Annotated in this window: 17 protein-coding genes and 2 tRNA genes; 5 read left to right on the top strand and 14 right to left on the bottom strand. The window is 73.8% G+C overall.

The annotated features are described in order from the left end of the window. Nucleotides 1–141: 141 nt before the first annotated feature. Both ACIQPQ_RS00355 and ACIQPQ_RS00360 read left to right on the top strand, forming a co-directional pair. Nucleotides 142–747 (top strand): lytic polysaccharide monooxygenase, encoded by a 606-nt coding sequence (locus tag ACIQPQ_RS00355; RefSeq protein WP_401297766.1) that lies wholly within the window; start codon nucleotides 142–144, stop codon nucleotides 745–747. Nucleotides 748–847: 100 nt separating this feature from the next. Continuing rightward, nucleotides 848–1,294 carry a hypothetical protein gene (locus ACIQPQ_RS00360; RefSeq protein ID WP_401297769.1) on the top strand — a complete coding sequence of 149 codons (447 nt, stop codon included), beginning with the start codon at nucleotides 848–850 and terminating at the stop codon, nucleotides 1,292–1,294. A 65-nt stretch (nucleotides 1,295–1,359) separates the two neighbouring features. On the opposite strand, the gene ACIQPQ_RS00365 is transcribed toward ACIQPQ_RS00360, so the two are convergent. The 6 genes from ACIQPQ_RS00365 to ehuB form a co-directional block, all read right to left on the bottom strand. Next, nucleotides 1,360–1,436, bottom strand: a tRNA-Lys gene (locus tag ACIQPQ_RS00365). Nucleotides 1,437–1,548: 112 nt separating this feature from the next. Next, a complete protein-coding gene (locus tag ACIQPQ_RS00370; protein ID WP_401297772.1) occupies nucleotides 1,549–2,307 on the bottom strand; it encodes an IclR family transcriptional regulator in 759 nt (252 codons plus the stop codon). 254 nt (nucleotides 2,308–2,561) lie between these two features. Beyond that, a complete protein-coding gene (gene ehuA, locus ACIQPQ_RS00375; protein WP_401297775.1) occupies nucleotides 2,562–3,347 on the bottom strand; it encodes an ectoine/hydroxyectoine ABC transporter ATP-binding protein EhuA in 786 nt (261 codons plus the stop codon). Beyond that, entirely contained in the window at nucleotides 3,337–3,987 is a 651-nt protein-coding gene (ehuD, locus tag ACIQPQ_RS00380) for an ectoine/hydroxyectoine ABC transporter permease subunit EhuD (RefSeq protein WP_383776784.1), read from the bottom strand. The genes ehuA and ehuD overlap by 11 nt, the downstream gene beginning before the upstream one ends. Then, a complete protein-coding gene (ehuC, locus tag ACIQPQ_RS00385; protein ID WP_401297777.1) occupies nucleotides 3,984–4,628 on the bottom strand; it encodes an ectoine/hydroxyectoine ABC transporter permease subunit EhuC in 645 nt (214 codons plus the stop codon). Before ehuC ends, ehuD begins: the two co-directional genes overlap by 4 nt. Then, nucleotides 4,625–5,554, bottom strand: coding sequence for an ectoine/hydroxyectoine ABC transporter substrate-binding protein EhuB (gene ehuB / locus ACIQPQ_RS00390; RefSeq protein ID WP_401297780.1), 930 nt, complete (start codon nucleotides 5,552–5,554; stop codon nucleotides 4,625–4,627). The genes ehuC and ehuB overlap by 4 nt, the downstream gene beginning before the upstream one ends. Before the next feature lie 546 nt (nucleotides 5,555–6,100). On the opposite strand from ehuB, the gene ACIQPQ_RS00395 reads away from it, so the two are divergent. Together ACIQPQ_RS00395 and ACIQPQ_RS00400 are read left to right on the top strand one after the other, a co-directional pair. Beyond that, complete coding sequence (locus ACIQPQ_RS00395) at nucleotides 6,101–6,811, top strand: decarboxylase (RefSeq protein ID WP_401297783.1); 711 nt, start codon at nucleotides 6,101–6,103, stop codon at nucleotides 6,809–6,811. 172 nt (nucleotides 6,812–6,983) lie between these two features. After that, nucleotides 6,984–8,123, top strand: coding sequence for an LLM class flavin-dependent oxidoreductase (locus ACIQPQ_RS00400; protein WP_401297786.1), 1,140 nt, complete (start codon nucleotides 6,984–6,986; stop codon nucleotides 8,121–8,123). 87 nt (nucleotides 8,124–8,210) lie between these two features. Here the strand turns inward: ACIQPQ_RS00400 and ACIQPQ_RS00405 are convergent, their stop codons facing one another. After that, nucleotides 8,211–10,067 carry a putative bifunctional diguanylate cyclase/phosphodiesterase gene (locus ACIQPQ_RS00405; protein WP_401297789.1) on the bottom strand — a complete coding sequence of 619 codons (1,857 nt, stop codon included), beginning with the start codon at nucleotides 10,065–10,067 and terminating at the stop codon, nucleotides 8,211–8,213. A gap of 315 nt (nucleotides 10,068–10,382) precedes the next feature. Here ACIQPQ_RS00405 and ACIQPQ_RS00410 point away from each other — a divergent pair, with 315 nt between their 5' ends. Then, the gene (locus ACIQPQ_RS00410) at nucleotides 10,383–11,639 is read left to right on the top strand and encodes a M6 family metalloprotease domain-containing protein (protein ID WP_401297792.1); all 1,257 of its coding nucleotides are present in this window, start codon (nucleotides 10,383–10,385) and stop codon (nucleotides 11,637–11,639) included. Between the two features lie 116 nt (nucleotides 11,640–11,755). On the opposite strand, the gene ACIQPQ_RS00415 is transcribed toward ACIQPQ_RS00410, so the two are convergent. The 7 genes from ACIQPQ_RS00415 to ACIQPQ_RS00445 all read right to left on the bottom strand — a co-directional run bounded on the left by ACIQPQ_RS00415 (nucleotide 11,756) and on the right by ACIQPQ_RS00445 (nucleotide 18,317). Then, nucleotides 11,756–11,829, bottom strand: a tRNA-Lys gene (locus ACIQPQ_RS00415). Further along, nucleotides 11,820–12,431, bottom strand: coding sequence for a bifunctional DNA primase/polymerase (locus tag ACIQPQ_RS00420; protein WP_383776767.1), 612 nt, complete (start codon nucleotides 12,429–12,431; stop codon nucleotides 11,820–11,822). The genes ACIQPQ_RS00415 and ACIQPQ_RS00420 overlap by 10 nt, the downstream gene beginning before the upstream one ends. Nucleotides 12,432–12,580: 149 nt before the next feature. Beyond that, nucleotides 12,581–12,949 (bottom strand): hypothetical protein, encoded by a 369-nt coding sequence (locus ACIQPQ_RS00425; RefSeq protein WP_401297795.1) that lies wholly within the window; start codon nucleotides 12,947–12,949, stop codon nucleotides 12,581–12,583. 305 nt (nucleotides 12,950–13,254) lie between these two features. Further along, nucleotides 13,255–14,595, bottom strand: coding sequence for an AAA domain-containing protein (locus tag ACIQPQ_RS00430; RefSeq protein ID WP_401297798.1), 1,341 nt, complete (start codon nucleotides 14,593–14,595; stop codon nucleotides 13,255–13,257). Next, nucleotides 14,592–16,181, bottom strand: a complete 1,590-nt coding sequence (locus ACIQPQ_RS00435; protein ID WP_401297801.1) for a hypothetical protein — start codon at nucleotides 16,179–16,181, stop codon at nucleotides 14,592–14,594. The genes ACIQPQ_RS00430 and ACIQPQ_RS00435 overlap by 4 nt, the downstream gene beginning before the upstream one ends. Further along, nucleotides 16,172–17,320, bottom strand: a complete 1,149-nt coding sequence (locus ACIQPQ_RS00440) for a hypothetical protein (protein WP_401297804.1) — start codon at nucleotides 17,318–17,320, stop codon at nucleotides 16,172–16,174. The genes ACIQPQ_RS00435 and ACIQPQ_RS00440 overlap by 10 nt, the downstream gene beginning before the upstream one ends. Further along, a complete protein-coding gene (locus ACIQPQ_RS00445; RefSeq protein ID WP_401297806.1) occupies nucleotides 17,271–18,317 on the bottom strand; it encodes a phosphatase PAP2 family protein in 1,047 nt (348 codons plus the stop codon). Before ACIQPQ_RS00445 ends, ACIQPQ_RS00440 begins: the two co-directional genes overlap by 50 nt. Between the last annotated feature and the right edge of the window lie 70 nt (nucleotides 18,318–18,387).

Raw genomic sequence — 18,387 nt, forward strand, 5'->3', positions numbered from 1 at the left:
GTATGGACATGTTCAACCCTCACCCATACTCTCGAACTTGGTCTAGACCTAAATCGCACACGGCACCGCCTCAGGGACTCGTCCGAGACCCTCCGAGACTCCTCAGGGAACATCTCCCCCACGTCCTCCAGGAGCGGCAGCATGCGCAAACGGACCAAGTTGTACGCCGCCACGCTCGGCCTGGCCACGGCGGGCACCTTCGTGCTCACCGCGGGCGGCGCGAGCGGCCACGGCTACACCGACCTGCCCATCAGTCGGCAGAAACTCTGTCAGAACGGCTCCGTCCCCAACTGCGGGAACATCCAGTGGGAACCGCAGAGCGTCGAGGGGCCCAAGGGCTTCCCGGCCGGCGGACCGGCCGACGGACGCATCTGCTCGGGCAACAACTCGCCCTTCTCCCAGCTCGACAGCCCGAAGACGCCGTCCGGCGGGGCCTGGCCGACGACCCGGGTGAGCGGCGGTCAGCGGTACACGTTCCGCTGGCAGTTCACGGCCATGCACGCGACGACCGACTTCAAGTACTACGTCACGAAGCCGGGCTGGAACCAGAACCACAACCTGGCCCGGTCCGACCTCAACCTCACCCCGTTCCTCACCGTGCCGTACAACGGTCAGCGCCCGCCGCAGACCCTGTCGCACAGCGGGACGCTGCCGTCCGGGCTCAGCGGCCGGCACGTCATCGTGGCGGTGTGGACGATCGCCGACACCGCCAACGCGTTCTACGCGTGCTCGGACGTGCAGTTCTGAGCATTGCTTGAGCCACCGGCACGCCCCCCGCGGGTAGGTTCCCCTGTGCCGCCGTTCCGCGGCGGCACAGGGGAACACCGCCGATCTCGGGGGAAGTCCAGTGGACGTGATCTTCTATCTCGCGCCCGGTCTGATCGCGGCCCTGGCGCTGTTCACCGCCTGGCGGACGGTGAGCCAGTGGGCGCGGCTGCGCGGGGCCTGGACCAGCGGTCTGACCGCGGAGGCCCGCTGCCTGCGGACGTACACGACCGCGCGCGGCGGCGACCGCACGGCCCGCACGGTCCTGCACCACGTGTACGAGTTCACCGCGCCGGACGGCCGGGTGGTGCGCTTCGAGGAGGAGGACGGCCCCGGCACGACGCTGGAGGGCGACTTCGTCCGGGTGCACTGGGCCGACCACGCGGGCGGCCCCGACGTGATCGCCACGGCCCGCCCGCCCCGGCACGGCCGGCAGGCGCTGACCGCGCTGGGTGTCCTGGCGTTCCTCGGGGTGATCCTGGTGTGCTGCGTCGGCTTCGTCGTCACGTACGCCACGACCTTCGGCTGAGCCCGCGCCGCCTTCTCTGTCCGCGCGGACGAAGAAGGCCCCCCGTGGAGACGAGGGGCCTTTCGTGGTGCGCCGCCAGGGACTCGAACCCCGGACCCGCTGATTAAGAGTCAGCTGCTCTAACCAACTGAGCTAGCGGCGCGTGACTCCCGCCGTCCACCTTCCGGTGTGCGGCGACGGAGAAAATAGTACCTGGTCCGCGGGGGTGCCTCCGACCGGGTTCCGGGGGCGGCCGGGGTGCGGCGGGCGGGGGTTCAGAAGGCGAGTGAGAGCAGGACCTCGGGTGCGCTGCGGTTGAGGCTGTCGGCGGCCCGGCGCAGCCGGTGGGCCTCCTCGACCGGCAGGGACAGGGCGAGGCAGCCCGCCGTGGCGCCCGCGGTGATCGGGACGGCCGCGCAGACCGTGCCCACCGCGTACTCCTGGAGGTCGAGGACCGGGACCGTGGGCGGCTGGGACTCCAGACGGGCCAGCAGCAGCTTGTCGCTGGTGATGGTGCGCGAGGTGAGGCGGGCGAGCCGGTGCCGGGAGAGGTGGTCGCGGCGGCCCTCGTCGTCGAGCTGGCCCAGCAGACTCTTGCCGAGCGCGGTGGCGTGGGCGCAGGAGCGGAAGTCGACCCACTCGTTCACCGCGGGGGTGGTCGGACCGTCGGCGTACTGGGTGACGGTGACCTCGCCGTCGACGTACCGGCTGAGGTAGACGGCGGCGCCGACGGAGTCCCGCAGCCGGTCCAGGACCCGCTGGAGCTGTTCGCGTACGGCGTCCTCGCGCAGCCGGGCGGAGCCCACCCGGGCCAGGGCGTCACCGGTGATCCAGGCACCGTCGTCGAGCTGCCCGACGTAGCCCTCGCGGCGCAGCATCCGCAGCAGCGGGGTGAGGCGCGCCGGGGCGAAACCGGTGGCGCGGGTGAGCCCGGCCTCGGTGACGCCGTCGGCGTGCCGGGCCACCGCCTCCAGGACGCGCAGGGCGTCCTGGGCCGGCTGGTTCGGGGTGGTCGGCTCGTGCTTCAGCGCCACGGTTTTCCCCCGGTCGCTTCGTCTGACCGTGATCCGGACGGTAGGTCCTCTCCACGATAACCGCCGAGTAGCCTTCCGTGAGCGGGTGTTGCCGAGATTGTGGCGCCCCCCCGGACCCCGGTGGCGGGCCCCCTGACCTGGCGGCATATGCGAAGGGCATGGCCCGTTCACCGGACCTGGGCATTCCGCCGGACCGCGGCCGGGTGCCGCGGTCCGGGCGGAAACGGAACCGGAGTGTCCCGGTCCCGGACCGGTCAGAGCACGGCGCCCAGGAACGCGCGGGTCCGCTCCTGTTCCGGCGCGGTGAAGATCCGCTCCGGCGGCCCGGACTCGATCACCCGGCCCGCGTCGAACATCAGGACCTGGTCGGAGATGTCGCGGGCGAAGTTCATCTCGTGGGTGACGCAGAGCATGGTGATGTCGGTGGAGCGGGCGATGTCCCGCAGCACGTCGAGGACGCCCGCGACGAGTTCGGGGTCGAGCGCCGAGGTCACCTCGTCGAGCAGCAGGATGCGCGGCCGCATCGCCAGCGCCCGCGCGATCGCCACCCGCTGCTGCTGTCCGCCGGAGAGCCGGGACGGCTTCGCGTCGCACTTGTCGGCGAGGCCGACGAGGTCGAGCAGTTCGCGGGCGCGGGCCTCCGCCTCGTCCTTGTCCAGGCCGAGGACGCTGACCGGGGCCTCGGTGATGTTGCGCAGGACGCTCATGTTCGGGAACAGGTTGAACTGCTGGAACACCATCCCGATCTTCTTGCGGACCTCGCGGACCTCCTTCTCCGGCGCGGGGAAGAGCCGCTGTCCGTCGACGGTGATGGTGCCCTCGTCGGGCCGGGTCAGGGTCATCAGCAGCCGCAGGATGGTCGTCTTGCCCGAACCGGACGGGCCGATCAGGGTGACGTGCCTGCCCGCCTGCACGGAGAAGTCCAGGTGGTCCAGGACGGTGGTGTCGCCGAACCGTTTCGTCACCCCCTCCAGCCGGATCAGCGGGTCGCCGCCGGTGGCGGGGCCGTCGGCGGGCTGCTTCAGGGTCTCAGCGGACAAGGCGTCGCTCCAGGGTGCGCAGAAGAAGGGAGGCGAGGGCGGAGAGGATCACGAAGGCCACCCCGATCACCGTGACGGGCTCGGTGAACTGGAAGTGCTGCTGCGAGAACAGCCGGGCGCGGCCCAGCATCTCCAGCACCGTCACCGTCATCAGCAGGGGCGTGTCCTTCAGCATCGCGATGACGTAGTTGCCGAGCGCGGGCACCACCCGGCGGACCGCCTGCGGCAGGATCACCGCCCGCCAGGTCCGCGCCCGGGACAGGTTCAGCGCGGTCGCCGCCTCCCACTGCCCGACCGGCACCGCCTCGATACCGGCCCGGTAGACCTGCATCGTGTACGTCGAGTAGTGCAGGCCGATCGCGAGGACACCGGTGGTCAGCGCGGACAGCGTCAGCCCCCACTCGGGCAGCACGTAGAAGAGGAAGAACAGCTGCACCAGCAGCGGGGTGTCCCGCACGAACTCGGTGACGGCCCCGACCGGCCACCGCACCCACCGGGTCGGCGCCCGCATCAGCAGCGCCCACACCAGGCCCAGCGCGAACGAGATCAACGAGCCCAGCACCAGCGCCTGGAGGGACACCAGCAGACCCTGACGGAAGTACGGCATGAAGTCGCCGACGGCGCTCCAGTCCCAGTTCATCGCAGCCCCGCCTTCAGCCGCCGCTCCAGCCCGCGCATGCCCCGCGTCAGCAGGAACGCGATCACGAAGTAGATCAGCAGGATGTACGTGTAGATCTCGGCGCTCTCCTGGAGCGCGAGCCGGACCAGGTTGCCGCTGAAGGCGAGGTCGCCCATGCCCATCACGGACACCAGTGCGGTGCCCTTGAGCAGTTCCACCAGCAGGTTGGAGAAGGGCGGGATGGTCTCCGGCACCGCCTGCGGCAGCAGGATCTTGCGCAGCCGCTGCCCCGGGGTGAAGCCGAGCGCGATCCCGCCCTCCCGCTGCGCGGGGTCGACGGCGTTCAGGGCGCCGCGCACGATCTCCGAGCCGTAGGCGCCGTAGGTCAGGCCGAGGGCGAGGGTGCCCGCCCACAGGGGCACCAGCTGCCAGCCGAAGGCGATCGGCAGCACGAAGAACACCCAGAAGATCATCACCAGCGCGGAGGTGCCGCGGAACACCTCGGTGTAGCAGCCCGCGAGGAAGCGCACGATCCGCAGCCGGTGGGTGCGGGCGATGCCGACCGCGAACGACACGGCCCCCGCCAGCAGGGCGCTGAGGACGAGGAGTTGGACGGTGGTCCAGATCCCCTTGAGGACGAGTTCCCAGAGTCCGGAGGTCATCGGCGGCACAGCTCCTTCGCCGTGAGGTCGGTCATCTCCGCCTCGGTGAACCCGAACGGCTTGAGGACGCGCAGCAGTTCGCCGCTCTTCTTCAGCGCGCGCAGTTCGGTGTTGAAGGCGTCCCGCAGGGCCGTTTCGGTCGGGCGGAACGCGAACGCCCCGCCGTCGACACGGGGCTTGCCGTCCACGAGCGGGGAGAACGGCTTGGTGGCCTCCGCCTTGGCGGACTTCTTCACGACCTCGCGGGTGGTGAGCGCGGTCCCGGCGAACACGTCGACCCGGCCCGCCTCCACGGCGTTCAACCCGGCGACCTGGTCGGGGACGATGAGGATGTCGCTCTCCTTCACCCCTGCCTCCACCGCGTACCCGATCTCGGCGTACCCGGTGCCGGTGGCGAACCGGGCCTTCTTCGCCACCACGTCCCCGTAGTCGCGCAGCCCCTTCGGGTTGCCCTTGCGGACGATGAACGAGTCCAGCATCTGGTAGTCGGGGTCGGCGAAGACGACCTGTTCGCAGCGCTCGGCGTTGACGTACATCCCGGCCGCGACCACGTCGAACTGCTGGGAGTTGAGGCCGGGGATGAGCGAGCCGAACTCGGTGGGCACCGGCTGCACCCGGTCCACACCGAGCCGCTTGAACACCACCCGCGCCAACTCGGGCGCCTCGCCGGTGAGTTCGCCGTCGCGGTCGATGTAGCCGAAGGGGATCTCGCCCGCGATGCCGAGCCGCACCACGCCCTGCGCGCGCAGCCGGTCCAGCAGGTCGCCGCCGGGCGCCGAGGACGCGGTCGCCACCCGCGAGCACCCCGCCGCCCCCAGCGCGCCGAGCGCCGCCACCCCCGCGAGCAGCGACCGCCGCGCCGGCCCCGGCACCCGGGCCCGCGCATCCGTTATGCCCTGTCTGTCATACCTGTTCGGTGAAGCCATGGCGGCGCAGCTACCCGACCCCCCACGGGATATGCCCCCCGTCCCCCACCCCTCCCACCCCCCAGCAAAACCACCCACACCACCCCCACAAACCCCCCACACAACCCCCGCCCCCCGCAGGGGCGCGAGGAACCGCGCACATCACCCATCCCCACCCGCACATTCGAAGCCCGCCTGGAAGGCACCCCCCCCTTAGGGGCGCGGGGAACCGCGCACATCACCCATCCCCACCCACACACCCGAAGCCCGCCTGGAAGGCACCCCCCCTTAGGGGCGCGGGGAACCGCGCACATCACCGATCCCCACCCGCACCCTCGAAGCCCACCTGGAGGGCACCCCCTAAGGGCCGCGAGGAACCGCGCAGAAGCACCGTCAACACAGCCACCGCCACCCCCCGTTCCCCCAGCCCACCCCCCTTTCGGCCAACCAGGTGCCCTCCCAGGCGCGGCGCCCCCCGGAGTGGGTACCCGAACGGCGGAGCCGTACCAGGCTCAGCAGAACAAGGGACCGCCCCCACCACCGCACCGCACCGCAGAAAGGCTGGACATGACCACACTCGGACTCCTCCACCCGGGCCACGCCGCCGAGGACGACTACCCCCGTATCGAGCAGCTCCTGGGCAGTGACATCCGCGTGGAACTGGTCCACACCGACACCGGCACGGACACCGGGCCCACCGCCGTGGACGCCCTGCGCCGGGAGACACCCGACCGGCTGGCGCCCGCGGTGGAGGGTCTGCGCCTGGCAGGGGCGGAGGCGGCGGTCTGGGCGGGCGGCGGCTTCGCCCCCGGCTGGGAGGCCGCGCACGAGCAGATCCGTGCCCTCGCCCTCGCGGCCGGGACCCCCGCCTCCTCGACCGCGTTCGGTTTCGTCCACGCGGCCCGCGAGATCGGGGTGACACGGGTCGCGGTCGGGTCGGCGTGGCCCGAGGAGGTCGCGGCGCTGTTCGGCGCGTTCCTGCGGGCGGGCGGGGTGGAGGTCGTCGCCCCGTCGGGCGGTTCCGCCGGGACGGGCGGCGCGGAGGAGGTGTTCGCCCTCGCCCGCGCGGCCGACACCCCCGACGCGGAGGCGATCCTCCTGCCCGACCCGGCCCTGCACACCGTCGCCCACCTTCCCGCCCTGGAGAAGGAGCTGGGCAAGCCGGTGCTCACCGCCCACCAGGTCACCGTCTGGGAGGCGCTGCGCCTGACCGAGCGCCGCGTGCACGCCCCGGGCCTCGGCGCCCTGTTCACGCGGGAGCCGATCGTGCAGGCGTGACGCACTCCGCGTAGGGCGCGACCTGCGGGGAATAACCGGGGACACCCTCCTGTTAGTCCTCGGCGTGACCGTGCGGCCCCCCGGCACGCGGCACCCGTACGCGAGCCCCGTACGGGACATCCGTACGGGACACCCGTACGCGCAGACGCAGCGAAAGACGCAGGAGGACCCCGTGGCGGCAGACGAGACGCCGGCAGGCGCGAGGGTGGCCGGACCGGCCGCCGACCCCGACGGCATCCGGGGGCCGGTCCTCGGCTCCGCCCCCGCGCCCCTCTCCGTGCTGGACCTGGTCACGGTCGGCTCCGGCAGCACCGCCACCGACGCCCTGCGCACCAGCGTGGACCTCGCGCGGCTGGCGGAGTCGCGCGGCTTCCACCGCTACTGGGTGGCCGAGCACCACTCCATGCCCGGGGTCGCCTCCTCGTCGCCCGCCGTGATCCTGGCCCACCTGGCCGCGCACACCGGCCGCATCCGGCTCGGCTCGGGCGGGGTCATGCTGCCCAACCACGCCCCGCTGGTCATCGCCGAGCAGTTCGGCACGCTGGAGGCGCTCGCCCCCGGCCGCGTCGACCTGGGCCTCGGCCGCGCCCCGGGCACGGACGGTGCCACCGCCGCAGCCCTGCGCCGCACCGACCGGCTGCGGGAGGGCGCCGACGACTTCCCCGAGCAGCTCGCGGAACTGGTCCGCTTCCTCGACGACGACTTCCCCGACGGCCACCCCTACGGCCGTATCCACGCCGTACCGGGTCCGGTGCAGGCGACCACGCCCGGCGGGGTGCAGTCCCCGCACCGGCCGCCGGTCTGGCTGCTCGGCTCCTCCGGGTTCAGCGCCCGCCTCGCCGGGGTCCTGGGCCTGCCGTTCGCGTTCGCGCACCACTTCTCCGCGCAGAACACGGTCCCGGCCCTCGACCTCTACCGCGCGTCGTTCCGCCCGTCGCCGCTCCTCGACGCGCCGTACGCGCTCATCGGCGTCTCGGTGCTCGCCGCCGACGACCCGGCCGAGGCCCGCCGCCAAGTCCGGGCGACGGGGCTGAACATGGTCCGCCTGCGCAGCGGACGCCCCGGCCTCTTCCCGTCCCCCGAGGAGACGGAGGCCCACGAACTCAGCCCGCTGGAGGAGGAGTTCATCGGCTCCTGGACGGCGAACATCATCCACGGCACGACGGACGAGGTCGTCACCGGTCTGCACGACCTCCACAAGCGCACCGGCGCCGACGAGTTGATGCTCACCTCGCACGCCCACCGGGGCGCCCTGCGCCTGCGCTCGTACGAACTCGTCGCGGACGCCTACGGGTTGCCGACGGCACCGTAGCCCCGCCAAGCGACCGGGTCGTCCTCCCTCTTCTTCAGGGGGAGGGCGACCCCGTTTCCCAGGGGATGGGTAACTCCGTTCAAACCGCTACGAGTTGCCCACCGCGTACGACGCCGACCGCAGCAGTTCCGCGATGCGGTCCGCCGAGACCGGGCGGGAGTAGAGCCAGCCCTGCCCGGTGTCGCAGCCGATGCTGCGCAGGCGGGTCGCCTGCGCGGAGGTCTCCACGCACTCCGCGGTGACCGTCAGGCCGAGCCGGTGGGCGAGGTCGATCATCGCCTCGACGACGACCTCGTCGGCCGGGTTGGGCGGCGCCCCCGGCCCCTCGTGCTGGAAGCCGCGCACGAACGAACCGTCCAGCTTCAGCACCGACACCGGCAGCCGGCTCAGATAGGCGAGGTTGGAGTAGCCGGTGCCGAAGTCGTCGATGGCGATGTTGACGCCCATGTCGCTGAGGGCCTGGAGCGCCTGGAGCGGGCGCCCGGCCGAGCCCATCACCGCCGACTCGGTCAGCTCCAGCTGGAGCAGTTCGGGCGCGAGCCCGGTCTCGGCGAGGATCTCCGCGACGTCCGCGACGAGGTCGGAGTCCCACACCTGGCGGACGGCCACGTTGACGCTGACGAAGAGCGGCGGCTCGCCGGGGTGGTCGAGCTGCCAGCGGCGCGCCTGGCGGCAGGCGGTGAACAGTACCCACCGCCCGAGCGGCACGATCGAGCCGTCCTCCTCGGCCAGCGCGACGAACCGATTCGGCGGCAGCAGCCCGAACCGCGGGTGGTCCCAGCGCACCAGCGCCTCCACCCCGCGCAGCCGCCCGTCCGCCATCCCCACCAGCGGCTGGTAGTCGAGCCGGAACTCGCCGCGCTCGATGGCGGGCCGCAGCGTGGAGGCGAGCGCCTGCCGGGTCATCAGATGCGCGTTGCGCTCGGGGTCGAAGAGCGTCCACCGGTCCTTGCCGTCGACCTTCGCCCAGTACAGCGTAGTGTCGGCGGCCTGCATCAGCCCGGTGGCGGTGGTGCCGACCGCGTGCCGCTCGACGACCCCGATCGACGCGGACACGTTGAGCCGCTGCCCGGAGATGTCGAACGGCGCCTGGAGCGCCTTCAGCACCGACTCCGCGAGATCCGCGAGCTGTTCGGTGCCGGTGGAGTCCTCCACCAGCAGCGCGAACTCGTCGCCGCCGAGCCGCGCCACCAGCGGCACGCTCGGCCGGGTCCGCCCGGCCTCCTCCGCGCACGCCGTCAACCGGTCGGCGACGGCGGCCAGAAGCCGGTCGCCCACCCGGTGTCCGAGGGTGTCGTTGACCGCCTTGAACCCGTCGAGGTCGAGATAGCACAGCCCGATCCGCCCGGTGCCGCTCTCCTCGTACGACTCCGCCTCCAGCGCCCCCGACACCCGTTCGAAGAACAGGGTGCGATTGGGCAGCCGGGTCACCGGGTCGTGCATCTGGAGGTGGCGCAGCCGCGCCTGGAGTTCGCGGTGCGCGCTGACGTCGGCCACGGACAGCAGCACCCCGGCCCGCCCGTCGTCCAGCGGCGCCACGGTGACCTGCGCCCACAGCGACCGCCCGTCGGGCTGCTTGAGCCGCCGTGTGCAGCGCAGCCGGGCCTGCCGTCCGCGCAGCACCTCGCGGTAGGCGTGCCAGGTCCGGACGTCGGCGGCGAGGTCCAGCAGGTCGGCGGCGGCCCGGCCGACGAGCGACGCGGACCCCCCGCCGAGCAGCGCGCCGAGCGCCTCGTTGGCGTCGGTGACCTGTCCCTCGCGGTCGACGACGGCCATGGCGAGCGGCGCCGCCGCGAAGACGGACCGATAGGCCGCCGGACCCTCGTCGTCCTCGGGCGCACCCCGCCGGGGCGTCGTACGAGGTGAAGCCTTGATGTCACTGACTGTGACGGCGGACCGGTCGAGGTCTGCCGCGGGCGTCGGCCCTTCGGACGTTCCGCTCACCGCTCGCTCCCGCAGTGCACTCGATCGCTGTCCGCGCAGGAAAGTGTGCCGATCATAGAGGCTGCCCCCGGACCCGCGCAGCCACTGCCCAGTGTCCCCGACCGACCCGCCGTTCTGACAGATCGTTTCTGCCCCAGGTGGACCGGTTCTGTGGGCGAGCGACCGCTTGTGACGTTCCGTGAGTGTTCCGGGGGTGTCGGCAATGATGCCCGCGTTTTCGCGTCCTCACTCGTCTGGGGCAGACAAACAGGGCGCAGTGCGACAAATTCCCACAGGCTGAGGGCGGTGTCTCTTGATCCGCTCCCGGAGGTCCCTGTGCCGCGTCCGCTTCCGCGCCCCCGACTGCGCAGCACCGCGGCCGTGTTCACCACCCTGACGGCGCTCGCGGCGACCTGCCTGATCGGCGCCCCCGCCGCCGAGCCCTTCTCGGCGGCCCCCTGCGCGCTGAAGCGCACCGACGCCCATCACTCCGAGGGCCTGGACACCTGGAACGCGGCCTATCCGCGGCCCGCGCGCTCCCTCGACGCCGTGATGGTCTTCCTCTCCTTCCCGGACTGGTCGCCGATGGTCACCCCGGCCGAGCTGGCCGCCGACCACTTCCCGGCCACCAGCCGCTACTTCCAGCAGGCCTCCTACGGCGCGTTCACGCTGCGCGCGCACCCGATGAGCCGCTGGGTGCGGATGCCGAAGCCCTCCACCGCGTACGCCATAGAGCGCGACTGGCGGCCCGAGAACCGGGGCGCCTACCTGCGCGACGCGCTCGCCGCCGCCGACCCGCAGGTCGATTTCTCCCGGTACGACGTCGTCTACTTCGTCGCCGATCCCGACGCCCCCGGTGTGGACTCGGACGCCACCAAGGTCGTCAACATGGACGTCCCGCTGCGTGCCGACGGCACCGACATCCGACGGATCGTCACGGTGTTCGAGCAGCATCCGCCGGACCGGCTGGTCCTCGCCCATGAGACCGGGCACGTGTTCGACCTCCCGGACCTTTACCACCGTCCGGCGGACGGCAAGGGCGACTGGGACACCCATGTCGGCGACTGGGACCTGATGGGCAGCCAGTTCGGGCTCGCCCCGGACCTGTTCGCCTGGCACAAGTGGAAGCTGGGCTGGCTCCAGCCGCGCCAGGTGGTGTGCGTGCCGCGCGGTGCGCCGGCCCGGCTGACGCTGGAGCCGCTGGGTGCCGGGCCGGGCGTCGCGGTGACCGGCGCCTCGGGCTCACCGGCGTTCGGGCTGGGCAACGGCACCAAGCTCGCGGTGGTCCGCACCGGCGCGGACAGCGCCCTCGCGTTCGAGGCGCGCGGCCAGATCGGCAACGACCGCGCCTCGTGCCGTTCCGGGGTGCTGGTCTACCGGGTCCGCAGCGGCGCCGAGTCGGGGCGCGGCCCGATGCAGGTGGTCGACGCCCATCCGGGCACGGAGGCCTGCTGGGAGAGTTCGGTGTATCCGCCGCTCGCGGACGCCCCGGTCGGCGCGGGGGAGAGCTTCACCGTGCCGGGCGACGGCGTCCGGGTCGAGGTCGAGGGCCGTACGGCGTCCGGCGCCTGGACGGTCCGCATCACGGGCTGACACCCACGGGCCCCTTCCCGCGTCGAAGCCCTGGGCCGCCGCCCCCGGCACCAACGGACGCGCGCCCCGGGCATGCGAAAGGCCCCCCGCTTCCGCGAGGGGCCTTTCACCGTCTGTGCGCCGCCAGGGACTCGAACCCCGGACCCGCTGATTAAGAGTCAGCTGCTCTAACCAACTGAGCTAGCGGCGCCTGCTGACGTCGTAGACCTTAGCACCCTGATCGGAGGGACGAGAAATCGATATCCGCACGGCGGCGCGGGCCGCGCGGACGGTCGCCCAGAGCAGGACCTCGGGGCCGGGAAGCCAGGGGTGGCGGGTGTCGGGGGCGACCACCCAGCGGGTGGCGCCGCCGCCGTCCGCGCCGGTCAGCGGGGCCGGGACGGTCACCGCGTCCCCGTTGCCGTGGCAGAGCAGCGGCGGTACGGCGCCGGTGCGGCCGTCCTCGCGGCCGTCGGCGTCCCACTCCTCCCAGTGCAGCAGCGAGGGCAGCCGCTGGGCGGTGCCGGGGGCGGCGAACATCAGCATGCGGCCCCGGTAGGCGGCGACCGGGCCGGAGCCGGGCCCCTCGTCCCAGAGCCGGTCGAGCATCAGCCGCCCGAACATGGCGGGCGCGCTCACCACGTCGAACACGGACCCGCAGGGCAGGACGACCGGCGCGTGCGGCCGCTCCTCCCAGAGGGCGAGCGTGCTGCGGGGGTAGGTACCGGCGGAGGCCAGCCAGGCGACCCCGTCCGGGGTCGGGCCGGAGGCGTCACGGTGATCGGTGTCCAGGGCGTCCCATGCGCTGCTCATGCCTCTAGGACTACCGGTCGCCGCCGATCGTCCTCCCGGCCTTCACGGAACCCGGGACGCGGGCCCGCCAGGGGGAGTATCTTGCCCACCTGGCATATGCCTGAGGATGACGGGCGGTGACGGCACCGCCCTCGTCCGGGGGCCGCCGCTCACACGGGGTCGGCGGAACCGAGTCCTTCCGGGTCGCCCCGCAGCAGGTCACGGCCGAACTCGACCATCTTCACCGCGTAGTCCTCGGTCCACTCGGCGCGGTCGGCGATGTCCGCCGTCGTCAGCCGGTCGAAGCGGCGCGGGTCGGCGAGCTGGGCCGCCGCCATCGCCTGGAACTCCATCGCCCGGTCCGCCGCCGCGCGGAACGCCTGCGTCAGTTCCGTGGCGCGCGCCAGCAGCTTCCCGGGGTCGTCCATCGACTCCAGGTCGAAGAAGTGCTCCGCGTCTCCGGCCGCCTGCGCGGGCTCGAAGAGCAGGGGCGCGGGGCGTAGCCGCGATTCGTTCGGACGCGGCGTGGGCTCCGCCATGTCTTCTCCTCTTCGATCGTGGTCGGTCAGGTGGTGCGTCGTGCGGGTCCGGCGTCGTGCGTGTGCGGTCCGTCGGGGTCGTACGGGTCGTGCCGGTCGTGCGTCGTGCGGGTCGTCCGGGGGCGGCCGTGGTGCGTGTGCGGTGGGCGCTCCCGGTGAGCGGACCACCCACCATTGTCCCCCGGCCGCGCAAGAGGCCCTCGGGCCCGCAGTCTCAAGGCTTCCGGCCGCCGGGATGTTCCCGCACGGGGACCGGCACCGCGGGCGGCGTCACCGGGCTTCGCGCGCCACGGGTCTCCCTCGCGTCACGGGGCCCACGCCACCCGGTGCTCCGCCAGGTGCGCCAGGACCGCGTGGTTGGCCTCCCAGCCGTCCGGGAACTTCACGAGGGTGCCGAGCTGGACGGGCTCGGTGGACGGATAGTCGTCGAGGAGGTCGCTCACGCCCGCCCGGCACACCACCACGCACGCGTGCCGGTGCCGGGACGCGAGGACGCACAGACGGCCGGTCTCCAGGTGGAAGGCGGTGGCGTCGGGCCGCCCGGACAGCGGGTGGAGCACGACGGTGACGTCGAACTCGCGGCCCTGGAGCCGGTTCGCGGTGTCCACGGTGACGTCCCCGACGCCCAGGTCGGCGAGCGCCGCGCGCACGGCCGCCGCCTGGTCGCGGTGCGCGGTGCCGACGGCGACCCGGTCCGCGGTGAGCGGCGTCGGGTCGGGGGAGCGCTCGGAGACGGCCGCCCCGCCCCGGTCCAGCAGCCGCCGCACGACCGCCGCGACGGCCCCCACCGCCTCGGGGTCGGTGCGCGGGGTGTGCCGGGCGGGCAGCTCCAGCAGGCCCCAGCCGGAGACCGCCGCCTCGTCGATGACGCGGTCGGGACCCGAGCCGTCCGACGGGACCGCGAAGGAGAGCCGCCGGTCCCCGTGGCCGGTGCCGCTGCGGAACGGGGTGTACGGGTAGAAGGCCGCCGACACCAGCGGCGCCGCCGACGCGGGCAGCCGCCAGGACACCGGCAGCCGGTGCTGGGGCAGCTCCGGGTTGTGCGCGAGCAGCGTGGTCACCGCCGACGACGACGGGTCGTACGACAGGCCCGCCCACTGGTCGCCGCCCACGATCGAGAACGGGTCGAGCTGCCCCGGGTCGCCCACGAACAGCGCCCGCTCGAACAGCCCGGCCACGGCCAGCAGCCCGTCCGAGCGCATCTGGTACGCCTCGTCGACGATCGCGTGCCGCCACGGCTCGTCGACCTTCACGTGCGCCCACTTCGCCGCCGTCGAGATCACCACCGGCAGCCCCGCCAGGTCGGCGGCCTTCGCCGACTTCCGTACGTGCGGCAGCTCGTCGAGGGCCTTGTCGTAGGCGTCGGTGTCGCTGCTGTGCAGGCGGCCCACCGGCAGGTCGGGGCTCTTCTCGGCGAGCCGCAGCACCAGGTCGTCCACCTGGGCGTTGGTCTGCGCGACCACCATCAGCGGGCGGCCCGCCCCGGCCAGCTCCAGCGCGGCCCGCACCACCAGCGTGGACTTGCCCGCGCCGGGCGGGGAGTCCACGACGACGCCGCGCGCGGTGCCGTGCAGCGTGTCGTGGAGGATGGCGTCGGTGGCGCGGGTCGCGGCCGTACCGGGGTCGAAGACGGCCTCGGTGGTCACAGGGTGTCCTCCTGGGTGACGGGGTCGGCGGCCTCCGCGACCGGTTCGCCGGGCGGCCCGCCGTGCGTCCACGGCGTGTCCTCCGGGTCGGGCAGCTTCGCGCCGCCGCGCTGCTCGTGCTCGAAGAGCGTGAAGCAGACCCGGTCGCCCTTCTCGGGCACCGAGCCGGGCTCCGGTTCCTTGCCGCGGCCCATCTTGTCGACGATCCGCAGCACCAGCAGGTCCTCGGCCTCCCGGCCGACGAACTCCGCGGCCTGCGGCTTGCCGCCGAGCGCGCGGTAGGCCCGCGCGCGCTCCGCCACGTGCGGCCGGTCGTCGGTGCGCACGGTCACCAGCGGGCGCGGACTCGGCCGCTTCCCCTCGCTGTACGCCATGACGACGTCGACGACCTCGCCCGCGAACGCCTCCCCGGCCAGCCGCCGCCCCGCCATCACCAGCGGGTCGTCGAGGGCCTCCTGCGCGTCGAGCCGGGCCTGCTCGCGTTCGCGCGTGGCGAGCTTGTTGGCGGCGGTGACGGCGTCGTCGCGGCGGGGCTGCGGGGGCTCCCCGGCGGTCACCCGGTCGCGGTGGCCGGTGAACGACCAGCGGTCGCGCGTCCACCGCTCCCCGACGCGCGCCCCCTCGGGCAGCGCGCGCAGCAGGTCGATGCCCCGCCACACGTTCTCCCAGGTGGGCAGGGTCCGGCTGAGCACCAGGTCGTACACCACGCGCTCCGCCGCGGTCAGCTCGCCGAGCCGGTCGTCGGCCTCCAGACCGTCCTGGGCGGCGGCCAGCGCGGTGCGCGCGTGGTGATGGCGTTCGATCGCGGGGGCGAGCAGCTTGTTGTCGAACGCCGGGTCGGTGGCCGGACCGGCGGGCGGGGTCAGCAACTGGCCGCGTTCGTCGCGCGCGAGTTCCGCGCGCAGCGCCGCCTCCGCGCCCGTGGCGCCCGCGGGCGGGTCGGTCCAGGCGAGCAGCGCGCCCAGGTGCTGGTCCTCCAGGCCGGACTGCCCGGTCGCCCAGTGCCGGCCGAGGACCTCGGTGAGCGCCAGCAGCAGCGACGAGCCGGGCACCCGGGCGCGCTCCCCGTAGTGCGTCAGCCAGCGGCCGAGGAGCGGCACGCGCGGCGGCGCGGGATACGGCGTCTCCGGGTCCTGCTCCGCCGTACGCCGGAACCGCATGGAGCGGCCCAGGAGGCGGACCAGGTCGACGCCCGCGCGGCTCGGCACGATCAGCTGGGGCGCGTCCGCGCACAGCTCGACCTCGACCTTGACCCGTTTGCCGGTCTCCGGGTCGGTCTCCGCGCGCTCGGCGGCCTCGACGGTGTCGGCGTAGGAGTCGATGTACGGCAGGACGACGTCGGCCAGGTCGGCGAGGAACACGAACCGCAGGTCCCGGTCGCGGGGCTGCGGCACGACGAGCAGCCGGGGCGCGTCCCGGTCGGTGCCGACCAGCGCGCCGAGCGGGGCGCCCGCCTCACCGGCCGTCGTCAGCGGCACGAACACCAGCGGCCGGTCGGCGAGGTGGCGGTGGCGGACGGTCGCGGTGGGCTGGGCGCGGCCGGTGCTGATGGCCTCCAGCCGGGCGAGGGTGGTGATCAGGGACACGGCGCCCCCAGGGCGTCGGCGTCGGTCAGGGCCTCGCGGCGCAGTCGCGCGGCCCGGCGCAGGGCGGCGACCGCCGGGTCGTCGGGGTCGCCCGCCTCGCCGCGCGCGGCGGCCAGGACGTCCTCGACGGTGGCGAGGCCGCCCAGCTCGGCGCGGGCCGGGCGGCCCAGGGTGGTCACCGCTCCGGCGGCGCGGGAGCGGGCGCGGCAGTGGAAGGCCAGCTCGCAGGCGGCCAGGCATTCGGGCGCGTACGTCGCGGGGACGGCCTCGACGGCCTCGGTGAGCCGCTCGGCGGACAGCTCGGGGGAGAAGCAGGTGCCCTCGGGGAGGGTGTCGGCGATGTCCTCGATGCGGGTGAGGCGCTCCAGCTGGCGGCGGGTGACCGCGCGCTGCTTGCGCACGTCCACGGCGGACGCGGTGGGCTGGTTGGAGAAGTCCTTGGGGCAGACCAGCAGCACCCGGTGGTGGACGGGCGGCGCGGGGTCGAGGCGGGCGGCGACCGCCTCCAGTGCCAGCACGTACACCGCGGCCTGGCGGGCGGCGGCGCCGACCTTCGCCGGGTCGGCCGAGCCGTCCAGCATGGGGAACGACTTGATCTCCACGACGGTCCAGCCGCCGCCGGGGTGGACGACGACCGCGTCCGGCTCCAGGAAGGCGGGGGACCCGGCCACGTCCAGCGCGAGCATCGGGTGGTCCAGCAGCGTCCACGTGCCGTCCGCCGCGGCGGCCTCCGTCGCCTCGCGCAGCGCGAGCGCCGTGCGCGCGGTGCGGCCCTCGGGCCCGTACGCCGCGAGGTCGGGGACGTGCGCCGCGGTGGGCGGCTCGGCGCGCGGGTCCAGCTTCTCCCGCACCAGCCGCAGCAGCTCGGCGCCGCCGTCGGCCTTGACCTTCGCCTCGAACGCGTTGCCGCGCGTGAGCGCGAACTGGGACTGGCCGAACGCCGAGGGCGAGCCCAGCGCGCTCGCCAGCGCCGTCTTGTCGACCCCGGCGCCGTCGAGGAGGGCCCGCCGGTCGCAGCCCGGGTTCGCGGCGAGCGCCGCGAGGGCGCGGGCGTCCAGCGCCTTGGCCGGGACCTCCGGGCCGCGCAGGTCAGCGAGCCGCTGCCGGAGCGCCGTCCCCCGCGTCCGAGGGGGAGGCACCCGGGTCGGCTCCGGGCCCGAACGGCGACTCGCGCTGCCGTGGAATTCGTTCACCCGTGGAAGTCTGGCATCCGCCACTGACAATCGAGGCCCGTGCGCCCACAGTTGCGGCCGGGACGAGGTCCCCGGCCGGGGCGACGGGCTCCGGCGCGGCGGCCGCAGCGGAGGCGGGGGCCGGGGTCGCCGTGCCCGGGTCCAGCTTGGCGGCGAGCGCGGGGAAGCGGGCGGCGAGGGCGGCCTTGGCGCGGTCCGCGCGGCGCAGCACCAGCGGCGTCAGCAGCAGGCCCGCGCCCATCACGGCGGCGCCCGCGACGGCGTCGAGGAAGTAGTGGTTCGCGGTGCCCATCACCACGATCGTCGTCACCAGCGGATAGACCACGGCGGCCACGCGCGCGAGGGGCGTCCGCCCGTGCCGCCAGAGGATCACCCCGCACCACAGCGCCCAGCCGACGTGCAGGCTCGGCATGGCCGCGTACTGGTTGGTCATGCCGCCCAGCCCGCGCGGCGCGCTCGCCTCCCCGCCCCACCAGCCGTACGCGCTGTACTGCGCCATGGTGTCGACGAACCCGTGCTCCGCCGACAGCAGCCGGGGCGGGCAGGTGGGCAGCAGGGTGAAGCCGATCAGGCCGATGAACGTCGACGTCATCAGCCAGGTGCGGGCCGCCCGGTAGTGCAGCGCGCGCGAGCGGAACAGCCACACCAGCAGGACCGGCGTGACGATGTAGTGCAGCGACGCGTACCAGAAGTCGGCCGGGACGCCGATCCAGGTCTCCTCGCGGAAGAGCCGGTTCAGCGGGTGCTCGGCGTTGATGCGCAGCACCTTCTCGACGCGCAGGATCGCCAGGCCGTGGTCGACGGCGGTGGTGACGTCGCCGCGCGCGAGGAGCCGCCCCGCCGAGTAGCAGGCGTACACCAGGACGATCAGCGGCAGTTCCGTCCACCAGCGCGGCCGGGTGCGCGGGGCAGCCTCGGTGCCCGGTGTCTCGGTCTGCGGCATCCGATCGCCTCCCCCTTCGTCCTTCGTCCGGCGCCCCGATGGCACGGAGGTGCCACTTTACGGCGTGCTG

Source organism: Streptomyces sp. NPDC091281 (assembly GCF_044757425.1).
GTDB lineage: Bacteria > Actinomycetota > Actinomycetes > Streptomycetales > Streptomycetaceae > Streptomyces.